Here is a 16967-nt window from a genome sequence, read left to right on the forward strand (position 1 = left end):
CCACGCGCGTCGCGGCCGTTCCGGGGGGCTGCCGGGGAGGCCGGAGGGCGGTCCCCGCGGGATGGGGATGCGCCGAATGGCGTACGGTGCCGTTCCATGGCAAGTGTGCTCGTGGTCGAGGACGACCAGTTCGTACGCTCCGCCCTCATCCGGCACCTGACCGAGGCCTCCCACACCGTGCGGAGCGTCGGTACGGCCCTGGAGGCGTTGCGCGAGGTCGCCCATTTCCGCTTCGACGTGGTCATCCTGGACCTCGGTCTGCCCGACCTGGACGGGGCCGAAGCGCTCAAGATGCTGCGCTCGATCACCGACGTACCGGTGATCATCGCCACTGCCCGGGACGACGAGGCGGAGATCGTACGGCTGTTGAACGACGGCGCCGACGACTACCTGACGAAACCCTTCTCGGTGGAGCACCTGTCGGCCCGGATGGCCGCCGTCCTGCGCCGCTCGCGCGCCGCGGGGGCGGAGCCGCCCCCGCGCGTCCTGCGGGTCGGCGCCCTGGCCATCGACCCGCTGCGGCGCCAGGCCGAGCTGGACGGGAAGCGGCTGGACCTGACCCGGCGGGAGTTCGACCTGCTGGCCTTCCTCGCGGGACGGCCCGGTGTGGTGGTCCCGCGCAAGGAACTCCTCGCCGAGGTCTGGCAGCAGAGCTACGGCGACGACCAGACCATCGACGTGCATCTGTCCTGGCTCCGCCGCAAACTGGGCGAGACCGCCGCCCGTCCCCGCTACCTGCACACCCTGCGGGGTGTCGGGGTGAAGCTCGAACCTCCGGGGCCGCAGCAATGAGATGGGCCCTGGTCAAGGTCTGTCTGGCCGTCACGGCGATGGTCGTGGTGGCGTTCGCGGTGCCGCTCGGGCTGGTCATACGGGAGATGGCCGGCGACCGCGCCTTCTCGGGCGCGGAACGGCAGGCGGCGTCCATCGGACCCACGCTGTCCATCACCACCGACCGCGAACAGCTCCTGCGCGCGATGGCGATCACCGAGCCGGGCAGCAAGGGGTGGATGGCCATCCACATCCCGGGCACCGGCGGACAGGACGCCCAGGAGGTCGGCACCCGACGGGCCTCGCGCGCGGACGTGGAGGCCACCCGGCGGATCGGCCGCGCCTACACCGCGCAGGCGGCCGGCGGTTCCGTGATCCTCCAGCCCACCGCCCTGGGCAGCGGAGCCATCGCCATCGTCGAGGTCTTCGTCCCCGAGGAGGACGTCAGCAACGGCGTCGCGACGGCCTGGCTGGTGCTGGCGGGGGTCGGCCTGGCGCTGATCGTCGGATCCGTCGCGGTGGCCGACCGGCTGGGCGTACGGATGGTCCAGCCCGCCCAGCGGCTGGCGGGAGCCGCGCAGGACCTGGGGGACGGGAAGCTCGGGGTGCGGGTCGCCGAGGAGGGTCCGCCGGAGCTGAAGTCCGCGGCCGTCGCCTTCAACTCGATGGCCGACCAGGTCGTCCAACTGCTCGCCAACGAGAGGGAGCTGGCCGCGGACCTCTCCCACCGGCTGCGCACCCCGCTGACCGTGCTGCGGCTCAACGCCGCCTCGCTGGGGGAGGGGCCCGCCGCCGACCAGACCCGGGCGGCGGTCGAACAGCTGGAGCGCGAGGTCGACACCATCATCCGGACGGCGCGGGAGCAGCGCCCGCAGACCCAGCCGGCCACCGGGGCGGGCTGCGACGCGTCGGAGGTCATCCGGGAACGGATGGAGTTCTGGTCGGCGCTCGCCGAGGACGAGGGGCGGGAGGTACGGCTCGCCGGAGTGGACCGGCCGGTCCGGATCCCGGTCGCGCGGCCCGAACTGGCGGCTGCTCTGGACGCGTTGCTGGGGAACGTCTTCCGGCACACCCCGGAGGGCACGCCCTTCTCCGTGGACGTGCACAACGGCGAGGACGCGGTGATCGTCCTCGTCTCCGACGCGGGTCCGGGCATCGCGGACCCGGAGGCGGCGATGGCACGCGGCAACAGTGGTGAGCGGACCGGCTCGACGGGGCTCGGCCTGGACATCGTGCGGCGCGTCGCGGAGTCGACGGGCGGCGACGTGCGGATCGGCTACTCGGTGCTCGGCGGCACGGAGGTCCGGATCTGGCTGGCGCTGCACGGCGCTGGACGCTGGGAACGCCGCGGCCACCGGGTCGTACGCCGCCGCAAGGGCCGGCGGGACGCGGTCGCCCCCGGCGGCCCCCCGCGGCACCGGACCGCCCCGGGGGGCCCGGCCTGACGCCGTGCCCCCGGCGCCCCGGTCCATAGGGATGCGGCCCGTGGGGTGTCCTGTTGACCGGCCGGAAAGCCACTTGACGGGCAGGCGTAAGAGATCTGCGTCACTGCGCCCGTATGCCGGCGACGTAGGGTCCCCGCATGACCTCCACCGGCCACTGGCACCTCACCCGCACCTTCCCCAGCTCCGCAGGCGAAGTCCGCTGGGACCGCCTCGGGGATTCCGGGGCGCCGCCGGTCGTCCTGCTGCACGGCACGCCGTTCTCCTCGTACGTGTGGCGGGCCGTCGCCCGCACCCTCGCCGCCCGCGGCCACCAGGTGTACGTGTGGGACATGCCCGGCTACGGGCAGTCGGAGAAGCGCGAGGGGCAGGACGTCTCGCTCGGTGCGCAGGGGACGGTGTTCGCGGAACTCCTCGCGCACTGGGCGCCCAGGACCCCGCCCGCCGTCGTCGCCCACGACTTCGGCGGCACGACCGCACTGCGCGCCCACCTGCTGCACGGCGCCCGCTACCACCGGCTGGCCCTCGTGGACCCGGTCGCCCTCGCCCCGTGGGGGACGTCCTTCTTCCGGCTGGTCGGGCAGCACGCCGAGGTCTTCGAGCAGCTTCCCCCGCATCTGCACGCCGCCCTGGTGCGCGAGTACATCGGCACGGCGTCCGCACGCGGCCTGCACCCCGCCGTCGCGGAGGAACTCGCCGCGCCCTGGCTCGGCCCCGCCGGGCAGGGCGCCTTCTACCGGCAGATCGCCCAGTCCGACCAGAGGTGGACCGACGAGATCGAGGGACGGTACGGGGAACTCGACCTGCCCGTGCTCGTCTGCTGGGGCGAGGACGACACATGGATTCCGCTTGAGCGGGGGCGCGCGCTCACCGCCCGCATTCCGGGCGCCGCCTTCATTCCGATTCCGGGCGCGGGCCATCTCGTACAGGAAGACGCCCCGGCCGAACTGACCGGGGCACTCCTGGAATTCCTCGCGTCGTGACGCACGGCGCCACGGCTCAGGGCGCGAGACGGTTCGCGGCGTTTTCCTCGACCAGGCGCTGGAACTGGCCCAGGTCGTAATTGGTCAGCGTCTTGTCGAGATTGGTGAGCGCCCCGAGGCGTTCCACGAATCCCTGCGGTTCGTACTCGATCTGCAGTGCGACCCGGCTGGTGGTGTCGCTCAGCCGGTGGAACGTCACGACCCCGGCGTGGCGCACCCCGGCCGTCGTCCTCCACGCGATGCGTTCCTCCGCCATGACTTCGGTGAGTTCGGCGGTGAAGGCCTTGTCCGCGCCCGGCAGCGACAGCCACCAGGTGAAGGTGCGCTCGTCGACCGGGTCCACCCGCTGTACGTGCGAGAGGAAGGTCGGCCACTTCGTGACGTCGCTCCACAGTGCCCAGCTGTCCGCCACCGGGGCATTGACGTCAATGGTCTCGACGATCGAAGACGACATGGTGCGGATCCTCCTTGCGGCCTCGTGCGGCCTTGTCCGGCGGATGGCGTGTTCCGCGCGTTGCTGTCGTGGGGCCGCCTACCCGAAACCCCCTCGGCAATTACCTGCGCGTAATCCGAATGACCCGGGGCAGACGTGACTGTGTCGTACACCGGAAGTCCATGAACATCCATGTATGCGGAGGGATTTGACGTGTTGCGTTTAAAGAGCGGTCTTCGTGTTGCTGCCGTCGGCGTTGCCGGAGTGCTCGCCTGTACGACGCTGACCGCCTGCGGAAGCGATAGCGGAAACAAGGACGGCGGCACGGCGGACAAGACCCCGGCGGCGGGAGCGGCGAACACGCCGGCACCCGAGGGTGACGACGGTGCGGCGGCCGTGCGCAACGTCAACCAGAAGACCACCGAGGCGAAGACCGCCCGGATGGTGCTCCGCACCCAATCCACCGCCGACGGCAAGTCCGCCGCCGTGGACGGCGAGGGAGTCATCGACCTCGCCGGCGGCAACAGCGTCATGAACCTGTCCGCCGAGGGCGAGAAGATGGAACAGCGCATCGTCGACCAGGTGCTGTACCAGAAGCTCCCGCCCAAGCAGCGCTCCGGCGTCCCCGGTAACAAGCCCTGGGTCAAGATCGACCTCAAGAAGGCCGCGCAGCAGCAGGGCGGCAACGCCCAGGCGGCCAACCCCGCCGACAACACGGCCTACCTCAAGGGCATCAACGACAAGGACGTCAAGAAGCTCGGCGAGGAGCAGGTCGGCGGGGACGACACCACCCGCTACCGGGTGACCGTCGACGTCGCCAAGCTCGCCAACGGCGAGCAGCTCAAGAAGCAGCTCGGCCCGACGATGCCCATGGACATCTGGCTCGACGACGACGGCCGGCTGCGCCGCCAGCAGGTCGACATGACGATCTCCGCCCCTCAGGGCACCGGCGCGGACTCCAGCACCCCGAAGAAGGTCAAGGTCCGTACGGTCTTCGAGCTGTCCGACTTCGGCACGGAGGTCGACGCGAAGGCCCCGCCGGCCGCCGAGACCGCCGACATGACGGGCAAGACGGGCCGGGGGGCCAATACGAAGGCCTGACGTCCCGACGAGGGGACGGGGGAGTACGGAGGTTCAGGCCGGCAGGCCGGGCAGCGCGCCCGTGCCGGCCACCTCCGCATACCACCGGGCACTCGACTTCGGTGTGCGGGTCTGCGTCTCGAAGTCGACGTACACCGCACCGAACCGCTTGCCGTACCCGTACGCCCACTCGAAGTTGTCCAGCAGCGACCACAGGAAGTAGCCGCGCACGTCGGCCCCCACCTGGACCGCCCGCTGCACGGCATCGAGGTGGGCGTGCAGGTAGGCGATCCGCTCCGGGTCGTGGACCGTACCGTCGGCGCCCGGCTTGTCGTCGTACGCGGCCCCGTTCTCGGTGACGTACAGGGCGGCGCCGGGGGCCTCCCGCCCGTACCTGACGAGGAGTTCGTACAGTCCGGACGGGTCGACGGACCAGCCCATCTCGGTGCGTTCGCCCGGGGGCTGGTGGAAGGCCACCGCGTCCGCCCCCGGCCAGGGGGAGTGTGCGCTGGCGCCGTGCCCGTCCGTGCGCGGGGCGTCCGGCTCCGTGGTGTGCGAGACGACGGCCGGGGTGTAGTAGTTGATGCCCAGGAAGTCGAGCCGCTGGTGGGCGAGCGCCTCGTCACCGCTCTCGACGAACGACCAGTCGGTGAGCGCCGCGGTGTCGGCGAGCAGGTCCGCCGGGTAGCCGCCGTGCAGCAGCGGCCCGCTGAACACCCGGTTGGCGAGCGCGTCGATGCGCCGCGCGGCGTCCACGTCCTCGGCGGACGGGGTCAGCGGGCGCACCACGCTCGGGTTGAGGCTGATGCCGATCCGGGCCCTGGCGGGCAGCGCCGACCGCAGCGCCTGCGTACCCAGACCGTGCGCCAGGTTGAGGTGGTGGGCGGCGCGCAGGGCGGCCACCGGGTCCGTGCGGCCCGGGGCGTGCACCCCCGACCCGTACCCCAGGAAGGCGCTGCACCAGGGCTCGTTGAAGGTCGTCCACATCTCGACGCGGTCGCCGAGCGCCTCGGCGACGATGCCCGCATACTCGGCGAACCGGTACGCGGTGTCCCGCTCCGGCCAGCCGCCCGCGTCCTCCAGCTCCTGCGGGAGGTCCCAGTGGTAGAGGGTCAGCGACGGCGTGATGCCCTTCGCCAGGAGGTCGTCGACGAGGCCGCGGTAGAAGTCCAGGCCGCGCTGCACGGCCGGACCCCGGCCGGTCGGCTGCACCCGCGACCAGGACACCGAGAAGCGGTACGCGTTCAGGTTCAGGTCCGCCATCAGCCGCACGTCGTCGGCGCGGCGGTGGTAGTGGTCGCAGGCCACGTCGCCGGTGTCGCCGTTCTCGACACGGCCCGGCGTGTGGCTGAAGGTGTCCCAGATGGACGGCGTACGGCCGTCCTCGGCGGTCGCGCCCTCGATCTGGTAGGCGGCGGTCGCGGAGCCCCAGAGGAATCCGGGCGGAAAGCTGCCGGAGGACGAAGTGGCGGAAGGCATGGATCAACTCCGTATGAAGGATCGGTTGTTGGGCGGGGAGGAGGCAGGGGCGGGGCCGGTGGAAGGCCCGGCCCCGGACCGCGGAGGGCTCAGCCCTTGACCGCGCCCTGCATGATGCCGCCGACGATCTGCTTGCCGAAGAGCACGAAGGCGATCAGCAGCGGCAGCGTGCCCAGCAGCGCGCCCGCCATGATCACGGACTGGTCGGGGATGAATCCCCGGCCGAGCCCGGTCAGCGCCACCTGCACGGTCGGACTGCCGTTCTGGGTGAGGGCGATGATCGGCCAGAAGAAGTCGTTCCAGGCCATCACGAAGGTCAGCATCCCGAGGACCGCCATCGCCGGCCGGGCCGCCGGGAAGACGATGTGCCACATCACCCGGATACTGCTCGCCCCGTCCATCCGCGCCGCCTCGATCAGCTCGATCGGCAGGGCCTCCATCAGGTACTGCCGCATGAAGAACACCCCGAAGGCGCTCACCAGCGTCGGCAGGATCACGGACTGCAGCTGATCGGTCCACTGGAGCTTGGCGACCATCATGTACAGCGGCACCACGCTCAGCTGCGGCGGCACCATCATCGTGCCGATCACCAGCAGGAGCAGCAGGTTCTTGAAGCGGAACCGCAGCTTGGCGAAGGCGAACCCGGCGAAGGTCGAGAAGAGCACCGTGCCCGCCGCGACCGAGCCCGCCACCACCGCGGTGTTGAGCAGCGCCGTCCCCATGTTGGCGTCGGTCCACGCGATTTCGAGGTTCTTGAACAGGTTCCCGCCGAACCAGAACGGCGGCGGGGTCTGCGCGAGCCGGGTGTTGTTGCGGGACGCGGCGATCGCCGTCCACACCAGCGGGAAGAGCGAACCGACCGTGAAGACGATCAGGATCGCGTACGTCAGTTTCCCGGCGTGCCGCTGCCGGCCCGCCTTGCGCACCCCCCGGGTACGTTCCGGCTTGAGGTCCCGCGGTGCCCGCACCTCGTCTCGTACGGCCGTCGTGCTCATGACCGGGACCCCTTCTCGCTCTTGGTCAGCCGTCGCGAGATCAGCCAGTTGACCAGCCCGATCAGCACCAGGATCAGGAACATCGTCCAGGCGATGGCCGAGGCCCGCCCCAGGTGCAGGTTCACCCACCCCTGCTCGTACAGATACAGCCCCAGCGTCTGGAACTGGTGGTCGGAGCCGCCGGTGGCACCCGCGCTGCCGCTGAACAGCAGCGGCTCACCGAAGAGCTGCGTCGCGCCGATCGTGGAGACGACCACCGTGAACAGGATCGTGGGCCGCAGCGACGGGACCGTCACGTGCCGGAACTGCTGCCAGCGCGACGCCCCGTCCAGCTCCGCCGACTCGTACAGGTCGGGGGAGATGGCCTGCATGGCTGCCAGGTAGATCAGCGCGTTGTAACCCGTCCAGCGCCAGATGACGATCGTGGAGACGGCGAACTGCGAGGTCAAGGTGCCGTTCTGCCAGTCGACCGGGTCGACGCCGAGCATCCCCAGCGCCCAGTTGAACATTCCGTAGTCGCGCCCGAAGAGCAGCACGAAGACCAGGGTGGCCGCCGCCACGGACGTGGCGTACGGGGTGAGGACGGCGACCCGGAAGAACGACGAGCCGCGCAGCTTGTAGTGCAGCAGATGGGCGATGCCCAGGGCGATCACCAACTGCGGAACGGTGGACAGGATGCCGATGGTGACGGTGTTGCGCAGCGCGTTCCAGAAGAACTCGTCGCTCATCAGCCGGCTGAAGTTGCGCAACCCCACCCAGTTCATGTCGGTCGGCGCGGTCAGCTCCACCTGGTGGAGGGACGCCCAGCCGGTGTACAGGAGCGGGAAGAGACCGAAGGCGACGAAGAACACGAAGAACGGCGCGACATAGGCGTACGGGCTGAACTTCGTGTCCCAGCGGTAACGGCGGCTGCGCCACGCGCTCGGCCTGCGGGCCGGCTCGGCGCCGGGCCCGGCGGTCCCGCCCTCCGCCCCCTCGACGGAGGGGGAGGGCGGGACCTTGACGGACTGACTGCTCGGGCTGCTCATCAGAGGTGTCCGCTCACTGGTCGAGTGCGTTGTCGATCGCCTTCACCGCCGCGTTCCAGCCCTCCTCGGAGGAGCGGCCCTTCTGGTCGACCTGCAGCATCCCGATGTCCGCGAGGTTCTGCGCGATGACGAGGTCCTTCGGGCCGATGATCTGGACCGGAACCCCCTTCGCGGCCTGCGAGAAGATCGTCCCGATGGGCGCGTTGTTGAAGTACTCGTGCTTGGCCCCGGCCACCTCGGGCAGCGAGTAGGCGGCCTGGGCGCTCGGGAAGCTGCCGCGCTTGGCGAAGAGCTTCGCCTGCTGCGCCGGAGCGGTCAGCCAGGCGGCCAGCTTCGCCGCGGCCTCCTTGTTCTTGCCCGCCTCGGGCACGGTCAGGAACGCCCCGCCCCAGTTGCTGGGCTTCGGCGCGGCGGCCACGTCCCACTTGCCCTTGCCCGCGTCACCGGCCTTGTCCTGGATGTAGCCGAGCATCCACGGCGGACAGGACACGGTCGCGAACTGACCGTTGGCGAAGCCCTGGTCCCAGCCCTTCTGGAACTGCTGGTGCTTGGCCGTCAGCCCGGCCGCCGCCGACTCCGCGGCGATGTCCCAGGCCTCCTTCACCGCTGGGTTCGACTTGTAGATGACCTTGCCGTCGGTGTCGTAGTACCGCTTCTCGTCTCCGCCGGTGACCGCGGCCATCAGCCCGGACGCCGAATCGAGGAACTTGGTGTCCCCGGGTGCCTTCGCCTTGTACTGCTTGCCGACCTCCAGGTACTTGCGCCAGTCGCCGGCCCACAGCTTGCCGACCGCCTCGCGGTCCGTGGGCAGCCCGGCCTTCTGGAAGAGGTCCTTGCGGTAGCAGATGCCCATCGGCCCGACGTCCGTGCCGAGGCCGACGGTCTTGCCGTCCTTGCTCGTGCCCTGCGCCCACTTCCACGGCAGGAACGCGTCCTTCTGCACCCCCTCGGCCTTCCCCAGGTCCATCAGCCGGGCCGACTGGGTGGCCGTGATCTCGGCGATGTTGTTCACCTCGACGGCCTGGATGTCGGACAGGCCGCTACCGCTGGTCAGGTGATTCAGCAGCTGAGGATAATAGTTCTCGTTGCGTTCGATCGAGTTCTGCTCGATGACGACATCCGGGTTGGCCTTCATGTAGTCGTCGTACAGTCCGGCCTCCTTCAGGCCGAAGGCGCCGAAGACGCCGATCCGGAGAACGGTCTTCCCCTTCTTGTCCGCGTCCGTCTTGTCCGTCCCAGGACTGCTGCTGCCGGCCGGTGCGTCGTCCGAGGCACAGCCCGAGAGAACGGCACCGCCCAGCAGAGCGGCAGCGGTGGACAGAGCGATTGCGGTCTTGCGTACTGCGAAGATCTGCATAGCGGCTCTCCTGAAGCCCGATGGGTCAGGTACGGTGGGAGCGCTCCCACGAGTGATGTGTTGAAGGTTCGCGGCTCGCCGCTGGGGTGTCAAGGCACTGGACGGCGAGACTTGGCGTCACAAGCGTGATTACGTACGCGCGGACGCGCTGGGAGGAGTCGATTCAATTGGCGATACGGGAAACAGGCGGCCGGGGCCCAATCCGCGGGGGACGCGGCGCGGGCCGCCCCACCCTCGAAGAGGTGGCCGCCCGGGCGGGCGTCGGCCGGGGCACGGTGTCCCGGGTCGTCAACGGCTCGCCCAGAGTCAGCGAGAGCACCAGGGCCGCCGTGGAGGCGGCGGTGGCCGAACTCGGCTACGTGCCCAACCGGGCGGCTCGCGCGCTGGCCGCCAACCGCACGGACGCGATAGCCCTCGTCGTCCCCGAGGTCGAGCACCGTTTCTTCGTCGAGCCGTACTTCTCCGACATCCTGCGGGGCGTGGGCGCCGCCCTCGACGACACCGACATGCAGCTCCTGCTCACCATCGTCGGCAACGACCGCGAACGCGGCCGTCTCGCCCACTACCTGGCCGGCCACCGCGTCGACGGCGTCCTCGTCGTCTCCCTGCGCGCCGACGACCCGCTCCCCGACCTGCTCACCGGACTGGGCATCCCCGCCGTCATCTCCGGCCGCCGCTCCGCCGACGAACCCCTTCCCTGGGTCGACGCCGACAACGTGGCCGGCGCCCGCGAGGCCGTCGCCCACCTCGTGGCGCGGGGCCGCCGCCGGATAGCCACCATCACCGGCGCCCTCGACGTCTACGGCGCCCAGTGCCGCCTGGACGGCTACCGCGCCGGCCTCGCCGAGGCCGGCCTGCCCGTCGACGAGAGCCTCGTCGTGCCCGGCGACTTCACCGAGGCGAGCGGCCGGGCCGCCATGGAGTCCCTGCTCACCAGGGACCCGCTGCCCGACGCCGTGTTCGTCGCCTCCGACGTGATGGCCGCCGGCGCCCGCCAGGTACTGCGCGAACGCGGCATCCGGGTTCCCGAGGACATCGCCATGGTCGGCTTCGACGACTCCGCCATCGCCCGCCACATGGAGCCCCCGCTCACCAGCGTCCGCCAGCCCATCGAGGAAATGGGCCGGGTGATGGCCCAGACCCTGCTCACCGAGATCGCCCGCCCCACCCTCCCGGTGGGCATCCCGCGCCCGCCGCAGCCCCGGCTGATGCTGCCGACGGAACTGGTGGCGCGGTCGTCCTCGTGACGGCGGGCGGAGCGGGTGAACCCGGCGGACCCGGCGGACGGGACGGGCTCAGCGGACCCGGCGGACCCGGCGGGCGGGCGGACCCCGGCGACCCCGTAGGACGCCAGACGTCCCCTGAGGGGCGCGCAGGAAACGCTACTTCTCCGGCTCGACCGGGAGGGGAGTGGCGGGAGTGAGGTCCTCCGGGGTGATCGGCGGTCCGTGCCACAGCAGCGTCACGCCCCGCTCGGCGCAGTACGCCAGGCCCTCGTCGGGGAGCTCGTGCTCGGTGTCGCCGTGGATGCACCACATCATCGGCCGGCCTCCCGCAGCGCCCGGCGCAGGCCCTTGCCGGTCTCGCACTCCCGGTCCCCCATGCAGGCGGCACACGGCCAGAGGTGGGCCAGGTACGCGCTGTACGCGGCGGTGTGCGCGGCCTCCTGCTCGTGAGTCGGCCGTACGGTCGGCCATCGTGTCCCGTGACCGGTGGCGGGCGCGGGTGACGCCAACCCGGTGAACATCACGGCCTCCCCGTCAGTCGGGCGGCGCCGACCGCGACCAACTCGGCCACCCGGGCCAGGTCGCAGAGGCGGCCGGGTTCCTGCATGGGGACGGCCCAGTACGCGCCCGGTGGTGCGACCTGGTCCACCTGGGGGACGCCGAGCCAGGCGCCCCGGCCCAGGTACCTGGCTGCCCGGGACTGCCAGCGGTCCGCCCGGCCGACCGGGACCAGCGGGTAGAACCAGCGGTCCGCGTCCTGGACCACGGGCCCGCCGAGCAGCTGGTCAAGGAGCCGGCTCACTCCCGCCGGGCGGACGTTGAGGATCGCCGCGTACAGGACATCGGCCGGGATACGGACCGCGTCGAAGCGGACGCCGAGCGGGAGCACGGTGAGGGTGCGGGCTTGCCAGTCGTGGTGGGCGGTGGGTGGGTCGGCGTGGGCATGGGCGAGCCAGTTCGCTGCGTCAGCGCGAGCGGCGTCCCCGGCCGTGAGGCGTGTGATCATGGTCGGCTCCATGTCATCGAGGCTGATGAGGACATGGTGGGCGCACGGCCAGGCCCCGGCTATCAACAGATGTTGATAGCCGGGGCCAATGGGTGACTGCCTGTCAGACGTGCAGCCAGGAGCCGAAGGAGAGGAAGCTGTCCGGCAGCTGGCGCTTCGCGGCCTCCAGCCCCGCGTACGTCTCCCGCACAGTCGGGTGGTACCTCGCCTGCTGGGGCGCTGCCCTCCGTGCCGACAGCAGATTCCGGTATGACGTCTCGATGTCGCCCGTCCACATCTGCGCACGGGCCAGCTCCGCGAAGTGGTGCGAGCGGCGGGAGGCCGGCCAGGATTTCGGAAGCTGGAGGCCGGTCCCCTTCGCGGCCGCCGCGCCATATTCGTCCAACTCGGCGAGGACCGAAACCTGGTGCACCTTCACGTTCGTCGGCCCGAAGGCGAGCCAGTGCACTTCGATAGCCTCGCCGGTCCCGGCCGCGATGCGCTCGGCCTCACCGAGGTGCCCGTCCGCGCGGTCCTTGTCCTTCGACCGGCCGGCCATCACCGCAGCACCGAGGTGCAGCTGACCGGTGACCACCTCGCGCTCGCGTCCCGCGTCGGCCTGTTCCAGAGTGCGAAGACCGAGCTGTACCAGCCGCTCCCCGGTCCGGTACTCGCCTTCGCGCAGGTAGGTGAGCGCACGCATGTACCGGTACATGCCGCCCACTGCTGCGTCCGATCCGCGCTGTGCGGCCCAGTCCATGCGGGACAGTGCGATGGCGGCCAGGTCCGCGTATCCGAGTTTGGACGCGACGTCGTACGCCGTGCGGTAGGTACTGGCCAGCAGGAGCCAGGAATCCCGGCACGGTGCAGTGTGAGCTGCGGTCGTCGACTCAAGGATTAGGCCGGGCAGTTGTGCGGCCACTTGCTTGATCTCGCCCGCCCGGACGGAGACGAGCATCGCCTCCGCATCGTCGGCGAGTAGGCGATGTGCGCGCGGGGTGATGTCCGGGTCCGCACCGAGGTCATACACGTCCAGCGACTGCCGGATGGGCCTGATCAGTATGTCCAGCTCATCGGCGCGCAGCTCGGTGGCGTAGGGCTGGCCGGTGACCGTGGCGACGTCGACGCGAAGGGCGCGGGCGACGGACGCGATGACGTGGGGCGAGGCAGGGATGACGCCTTGCTCGGTCTTGGTGAGGGTGCTGTACGCCACCTGCGACAGATCGCTGAGGGCTCTCTGGGTGAGGTGCCGTTCCAGGCGCAACCGCTTGATGCGTGCGCCGGTGTGGTCATGGGGCAGAGCGTGCATACCGAACTCCGTTCTGACTCGACAGCAGAACGGTAACCGTGGGCGGCTCCGGGAGTACACGGCTGGATACTCGGCCCGGGGAGCCGGAAACTGCACCCCGCAGGGCGCGGAAGTCGGTCCGTCGTCCACTGCGGCGGCCGGTCGGAGCCGTCCGGAAACAGATCGAGGCCCGACCTGCTTTCGCAGATCGGGCCTCGATCATTCAGGGTGAGTGACGGGACTTGAACCCGCGGCCACCTGGACCACAACCAGGTGCTCTACCAACTGAGCTACACCCACCGTGACCGGTCTTTTTCGTGACCGGCTGAGAAAAAGTGTACAGGGTTCGCGAGGGTGCTCGCGCCAGGGTTTCCGCCGGCCTCTCCAGGGCCTGTGACGGACCGCTAATCAGCCCCCTCAGCTGGGGCGACGTGCTTGGCGGCGATCTTCTTCGCGGTCTCCGAATCCGGCCCCGGCTGCGGTACGAACACGGCCTCGCGGTAGTAGCGCAGCTCGGTGATCGAGTCGCGGATGTCGGCGAGGGCGCGGTGGTTGCCGTTCTTGTCCGGGCTGTTGAAGTACGCCCGCGGGAACCAGCGCCTGGCCAGTTCCTTCACGGACGACACGTCCACGATCCGGTAGTGCAGATAGCTCTCCAGCTCCCGCATGTCGCGGGCGAGGAAACCGCGGTCGGTGCCGACGGAGTTCCCGCACAGCGGGGCCTTCCGCGGCTCCTTCACGTGCTCCTTGATGTATGCCATGACCTGCGCCTCGGCGTCGGCGAGGGTCGTGCCCCGCGCGAGTTCGTCGAGGAGGCCGGAGGAGGTGTGCATCTGGCGCACGATCTCCGGCATGGTCTCCAGGGCGGCGTCGGGCGGGCGGATCACGATGTCCACGCCTTCGCCGAGCACGTTGAGCTCCGAGTCGGTGACCAGTGCGGCCACCTCGATAAGTGCGTCGTCCGTCAGCGAGAGCCCGGTCATCTCGCAGTCGATCCACACCATGCGATCGTTCATGCGGTCACCCTATGGGGTGCGGGGGCGCTTGGGAGCTTGCGGTCCCGGGGGTGGGTGAGTGGGTGGCCGGCCGGGTGCGGTCGCTGCGGGTGCGGGGCGGCTGGCCGCGCAGTTCCGCGCGCCCCTGAGTGGGCAGCTCCGTAGCCCCACGTCAGCCTCTTCGGCCACGGGGATGGCGGGGGCGGGCAGGGGGGCGGCCCCCGGCGGACGCCGCGCCCCTGCTTGCGGCTCGCCGCCCCCCCCGGTACGCCGCCCCCCGTACCGTCTACCTCATCCGGCCCGGCACGTAGTCCGAGCCCAGCCGTCCGTTCTCCGGCTGGATCGCCGCCGACGCGCTCCCCGCCCCGGGCATACTCGCCGCCGCCGCTCTGCGTACCTGCTGCGGTACCGCCTCCGTGAGGGAGGTCGCGGAGGACGAGCCGACGGTGACCGGGTCGCCGGAGGGCCGCCGGGCGCGGTACGCCGCCCGGTAGGCGGCGGGCGACGACCCGAGCTGCCGCCGGAAGTGCCCGCGCAGCGCGACGGGGGAGCGGAAGCCGCACCGGCCGGCCACCTCGTCCACCGAGTAGTCCGACGTCTCCAGCAGCCGCTGCGCCTGCAGCACCCGCTGGGTGATCAGCCACTGGAGTGGAGCGCTCCCAGTCAGCGTTCTGAAACGGCGGTCGAATGTGCGGCGGCTCATGTAGGCCCTCGCCGCCAGCGTCTCCACGTCGAACTGCTCGTGGAGGTGCTCCAGGGCCCACGCGACGACCTCCGCGAGCGGATCCGCGCCGATCTCCTCAGGTAAAGACCTGTCGAGATAACGCTCCTGTCCGCCGCTGCGGCGCGGCGGCACGACGAGCCGCCGGGCCAGTGCCCCCGCCGCCTCCGTGCCGTGGTCGGTGCGCACGATGTGCAGGCACAGGTCGATCCCGGCGGCCGTTCCCGCCGACGTGAGCACGTCGACGTCGTCGACGAAGAGCTCCCGCGGATCGACGTGCACCGACGGATAACGCTTGGCGAGCGTCGGCGCGTACATCCAGTGGGTGGTGGCCGGCCGGCCGTCGAGCAGACCGGCGGCGGCGAGCACGAAGGCCCCCGTGCACAGTCCGACGATCCTCGCCCCCTCCTCGTGCGCGCGCCGCAGCGCGTCCAACGCCTCCGCGGGCGGTGGGGAGGTGATGGACCGCCAGGCCGGTACTACTACCGTCCCGGCGCGGCTCATCGCCTCCAGGCCGTACGGTGCGGTCAGTTCGAGGCCTCCGGTGGTACGGAGTGGTCCTTCCTCGCCTGCGCACACCAGCAGTCGATAGCGCGGAACCCCGGCGTCCTGGCGGTCGATACCAAAGACGGAGAGCGGGATGGAGCTCTCAAAAATGGGTCCCCCGCTGAAAAGCAGCACCGCTACGATTTCCCGGCGGCGTCGCCCGGACAGCTTCCGGGCAGCCTCCGGCGGTGCGGCCAAGTCCTGGCTCATGGCGCTAAGCCCCCCTCGGTGGTCGCGGCTCCCTGTTCGTGACGGGCCTGTCGCTCCTGCACACTGCTCCTCGAAGTCGCAGTCCCTAGGTCCTGCACGGTTCCCCCGCCGTCGAATAACCCCATGATCGAATCTACTGTGTCGCGTGGCGCCGCCGTGACAAGTTCCGGAACCGGCGCTATGTCGACATGGCAACTTGGCGCGAAGCATTCGATCAGGAAGCGTTCCACTCCGGGGCCCCGCAGGGAAGTGCGCCTCTCGCTCATGGCCCGTCCCCGTAGGGTGCGCGGGCGGCGAGCGGTCCTTTCTTCCCAGGTGGCAGGGGGGTTGGCGGGGGAACCCCCCAAGGGTCGGAGCCAAGCCGGAAGTTGGCTGAAAAGCTACGGGCGCGCGTGTGCGAAACCGTCACTCACCCGGCGCACGACCCTGCGGTGAGTGATCGGGCTCAAGCAAAGTTCGTGCGGTGTTCAAGTGCCGTGCGAGCGCAATGGGTGGAATCGCGAACGCGCCCGGAGCCTGCCGGGAGCCCGGTCCGTCCTAGGAGTCCGCCCTGTGTCCGCCGCGGTGCGTCCTGGAGCCTGTGCGACTGTGCCGGCCGCGGTGGACGCCGCCCCGGAGTTCCTCGGGAAGGTCTCGGGCGGCCGTGCGCTCGGACTGGCGCAGCAGCAGACGGCAGACGACGGTGACGGCGGCCAGCCCGGCGGCCGCCACCGCCGCGCCACCCGGGGAGCCCCCGTAGGCGATCAGGACGCCCGGGACGAGCAGGCAGCTGAATGCCGCCCAGCGCACCACGTCCCCGGCCGATCCGGACACCGGTCCAGGGGCGGGCGACGGGAGGGAGGGGCTGCGGTGGTGGCCGTGGGGTGCGTGGTGCCTGTGGGCGCCCTGGTACGGGTGGGGCGTCGGGGATTGCTGGTGCGGACGGGAGCCTTGGAGTTCCTGAGGGGGCTCGTCACCGCAGGGCGACGAGAAGTGCGAGGGGCCGTGCACGGCACTCTCCCTTCCTGCTGGACGCCGGCCGGGCGGGCCCGGGAGGACGGAGGTGGCGGGGGCGGACGGGGAACGGAACCTGATCAACGAACGGGCGGGCCGGACGGTCACGAGGGACGGCCGGCTGTCCCTCCGGAGACGGCCGCGAAGCAGCCCCGTGGCGACGGTTCGGAGCCACCGGAAGCAGCCCCTCGGTGCCGGCCGCGACAGCCCGTGCGGGAGTGGTGCACGCGGCGCTCGCCCGTCCGGTGGCGCGGAGGTGAAAACCGCTGTACAGGCCAGCGGGCATTGCGATACGGGCCGGTGTCGTGCATGCTCCCTGGAACCCGCACACCTCAACCCGCCGTTCGCGGGTACCGGCTCGCGGGGACTGGGCAGGGGAGGAGTGCCGCCGTACCCTTGGGGGTATGGCCTTGGGAAGATGATTCCCGGACAGCT

At 70.8% G+C, this 16967-nt stretch carries 17 protein-coding genes and 1 tRNA gene; 5 read left to right on the forward strand and 13 right to left on the reverse strand.

The features are described from left to right. Nucleotides 1–96: 96 nt before the first annotated feature. The 3 genes from HNQ79_RS17180 (at nt 97) to HNQ79_RS17190 (ending at nt 3196) form a co-directional block, all read left to right on the forward strand. A complete protein-coding gene (locus HNQ79_RS17180) occupies nt 97–792 on the forward strand; it encodes a response regulator transcription factor (RefSeq protein ID WP_185031919.1) in 696 nt (231 codons plus the stop codon). Beyond that, on the forward strand, nt 789–2216 hold the full coding sequence (locus HNQ79_RS17185) for a HAMP domain-containing sensor histidine kinase (RefSeq protein ID WP_185031920.1): 1428 nt from the start codon (nt 789–791) through the stop codon (nt 2214–2216). Before HNQ79_RS17180 ends, HNQ79_RS17185 begins: the two co-directional genes overlap by 4 nt. Nucleotides 2217–2353: 137 nt before the next feature. After that, nucleotides 2354–3196, forward strand: coding sequence for an alpha/beta fold hydrolase (locus HNQ79_RS17190; RefSeq protein ID WP_185031922.1), 843 nt, complete (start codon nt 2354–2356; stop codon nt 3194–3196). A 16-nt stretch (nt 3197–3212) separates the two neighbouring features. Here HNQ79_RS17190 and HNQ79_RS17195 read toward each other — a convergent pair whose 3' ends face one another. After that, nucleotides 3213–3650, reverse strand: a complete 438-nt coding sequence (locus HNQ79_RS17195; RefSeq protein ID WP_185031924.1) for an SRPBCC family protein — start codon at nt 3648–3650, stop codon at nt 3213–3215. A gap of 192 nt (nt 3651–3842) precedes the next feature. On the opposite strand from HNQ79_RS17195, the gene HNQ79_RS17200 reads away from it, so the two are divergent. Further along, a complete protein-coding gene (locus HNQ79_RS17200) occupies nt 3843–4730 on the forward strand; it encodes an SCO4651 family lipoprotein (RefSeq protein ID WP_185031927.1) in 888 nt (295 codons plus the stop codon). Between the two features lie 33 nt (nt 4731–4763). Here HNQ79_RS17200 and HNQ79_RS17205 read toward each other — a convergent pair whose 3' ends face one another. From HNQ79_RS17205 to HNQ79_RS17220, 4 genes are all read right to left on the reverse strand, one after another. Then, complete coding sequence (locus HNQ79_RS17205) at nt 4764–6188, reverse strand: GH1 family beta-glucosidase (protein ID WP_185031929.1); 1425 nt, start codon at nt 6186–6188, stop codon at nt 4764–4766. 89 nt (nt 6189–6277) lie between these two features. After that, nucleotides 6278–7183 carry a carbohydrate ABC transporter permease gene (locus HNQ79_RS17210; protein WP_185031931.1) on the reverse strand — a complete coding sequence of 302 codons (906 nt, stop codon included), beginning with the start codon at nt 7181–7183 and terminating at the stop codon, nt 6278–6280. Beyond that, on the reverse strand, nt 7180–8211 hold the full coding sequence (locus tag HNQ79_RS17215) for a carbohydrate ABC transporter permease (protein ID WP_185031934.1): 1032 nt from the start codon (nt 8209–8211) through the stop codon (nt 7180–7182). The genes HNQ79_RS17210 and HNQ79_RS17215 overlap by 4 nt, the downstream gene beginning before the upstream one ends. Before the next feature lie 13 nt (nt 8212–8224). After that, nucleotides 8225–9568: an ABC transporter substrate-binding protein gene (locus HNQ79_RS17220; protein WP_185031936.1), complete on the reverse strand. Its 1344-nt coding sequence runs from the start codon at nt 9566–9568 to the stop codon at nt 8225–8227. A gap of 173 nt (nt 9569–9741) precedes the next feature. On the opposite strand from HNQ79_RS17220, the gene HNQ79_RS17225 reads away from it, so the two are divergent. After that, complete coding sequence (locus tag HNQ79_RS17225) at nt 9742–10815, forward strand: LacI family DNA-binding transcriptional regulator (protein WP_185032152.1); 1074 nt, start codon at nt 9742–9744, stop codon at nt 10813–10815. 135 nt (nt 10816–10950) lie between these two features. Here the strand turns inward: HNQ79_RS17225 and HNQ79_RS17230 are convergent, their stop codons facing one another. The 8 genes from HNQ79_RS17230 to HNQ79_RS17265 all read right to left on the reverse strand — a co-directional run bounded on the left by HNQ79_RS17230 (nt 10951) and on the right by HNQ79_RS17265 (nt 16352). Continuing rightward, nucleotides 10951–11109 carry a hypothetical protein gene (locus tag HNQ79_RS17230; protein WP_185031938.1) on the reverse strand — a complete coding sequence of 53 codons (159 nt, stop codon included), beginning with the start codon at nt 11107–11109 and terminating at the stop codon, nt 10951–10953. After that, complete coding sequence (locus HNQ79_RS17235; RefSeq protein WP_185031940.1) at nt 11106–11315, reverse strand: hypothetical protein; 210 nt, start codon at nt 11313–11315, stop codon at nt 11106–11108. The genes HNQ79_RS17230 and HNQ79_RS17235 overlap by 4 nt, the downstream gene beginning before the upstream one ends. Next, nucleotides 11315–11800, reverse strand: coding sequence for a hypothetical protein (locus HNQ79_RS17240; protein ID WP_185031942.1), 486 nt, complete (start codon nt 11798–11800; stop codon nt 11315–11317). Before HNQ79_RS17240 ends, HNQ79_RS17235 begins: the two co-directional genes overlap by 1 nt. Before the next feature lie 103 nt (nt 11801–11903). Then, nucleotides 11904–13088, reverse strand: coding sequence for a helix-turn-helix domain-containing protein (locus tag HNQ79_RS17245; protein WP_185031944.1), 1185 nt, complete (start codon nt 13086–13088; stop codon nt 11904–11906). Nucleotides 13089–13294: 206 nt separating this feature from the next. Next, nucleotides 13295–13367, reverse strand: a tRNA-His gene (locus tag HNQ79_RS17250). Between the two features lie 104 nt (nt 13368–13471). After that, nucleotides 13472–14083, reverse strand: coding sequence for an oligoribonuclease (gene orn, locus HNQ79_RS17255; RefSeq protein ID WP_185031945.1), 612 nt, complete (start codon nt 14081–14083; stop codon nt 13472–13474). 265 nt (nt 14084–14348) lie between these two features. After that, nucleotides 14349–15539 carry a helix-turn-helix domain-containing protein gene (locus HNQ79_RS17260; protein ID WP_185031947.1) on the reverse strand — a complete coding sequence of 397 codons (1191 nt, stop codon included), beginning with the start codon at nt 15537–15539 and terminating at the stop codon, nt 14349–14351. Nucleotides 15540–16076: 537 nt separating this feature from the next. Further along, nucleotides 16077–16352: a hypothetical protein gene (locus tag HNQ79_RS17265; RefSeq protein WP_185031950.1), complete on the reverse strand. Its 276-nt coding sequence runs from the start codon at nt 16350–16352 to the stop codon at nt 16077–16079. Nucleotides 16353–16967: the final 615 nt, after the last annotated feature.

It is taken from the genome of Streptomyces candidus (assembly GCF_014207445.1).
GTDB lineage: Bacteria > Actinomycetota > Actinomycetes > Streptomycetales > Streptomycetaceae > Streptomyces > Streptomyces candidus.

Excerpts from the sequence above, each read along its gene's own strand:
- HNQ79_RS17190 (WP_185031922.1), top strand. The coding sequence starts at position 2,354 with ATGACCTCCACCGGCCACTGGCACCTCACCCGCACCTTCCCCAGCTCC.
- HNQ79_RS17205 (WP_185031929.1), bottom strand. The coding sequence starts at position 6,188 with ATGCCTTCCGCCACTTCGTCCTCCGGCAGCTTTCCGCCCGGATTCCTC.
- HNQ79_RS17260 (WP_185031947.1), bottom strand. The coding sequence starts at position 15,539 with ATGAGCCAGGACTTGGCCGCACCGCCGGAGGCTGCCCGGAAGCTGTCC.
- HNQ79_RS17235 (WP_185031940.1), bottom strand. The coding sequence starts at position 11,315 with ATGTTCACCGGGTTGGCGTCACCCGCGCCCGCCACCGGTCACGGGACA.
- HNQ79_RS17210 (WP_185031931.1), bottom strand. The coding sequence starts at position 7,183 with ATGAGCACGACGGCCGTACGAGACGAGGTGCGGGCACCGCGGGACCTC.
- HNQ79_RS17185 (WP_185031920.1), top strand. The coding sequence starts at position 789 with ATGAGATGGGCCCTGGTCAAGGTCTGTCTGGCCGTCACGGCGATGGTC.
- orn (WP_185031945.1), bottom strand. The coding sequence starts at position 14,083 with ATGAACGATCGCATGGTGTGGATCGACTGCGAGATGACCGGGCTCTCG.
- HNQ79_RS17230 (WP_185031938.1), bottom strand. The coding sequence starts at position 11,109 with ATGATGTGGTGCATCCACGGCGACACCGAGCACGAGCTCCCCGACGAG.
- HNQ79_RS17195 (WP_185031924.1), bottom strand. The coding sequence starts at position 3,650 with ATGTCGTCTTCGATCGTCGAGACCATTGACGTCAATGCCCCGGTGGCG.
- HNQ79_RS17215 (WP_185031934.1), bottom strand. The coding sequence starts at position 8,211 with ATGAGCAGCCCGAGCAGTCAGTCCGTCAAGGTCCCGCCCTCCCCCTCC.
- HNQ79_RS17240 (WP_185031942.1), bottom strand. The coding sequence starts at position 11,800 with ATGATCACACGCCTCACGGCCGGGGACGCCGCTCGCGCTGACGCAGCG.
- HNQ79_RS17245 (WP_185031944.1), bottom strand. The coding sequence starts at position 13,088 with ATGCACGCTCTGCCCCATGACCACACCGGCGCACGCATCAAGCGGTTG.
- HNQ79_RS17220 (WP_185031936.1), bottom strand. The coding sequence starts at position 9,568 with ATGCAGATCTTCGCAGTACGCAAGACCGCAATCGCTCTGTCCACCGCT.
- HNQ79_RS17180 (WP_185031919.1), top strand. The coding sequence starts at position 97 with ATGGCAAGTGTGCTCGTGGTCGAGGACGACCAGTTCGTACGCTCCGCC.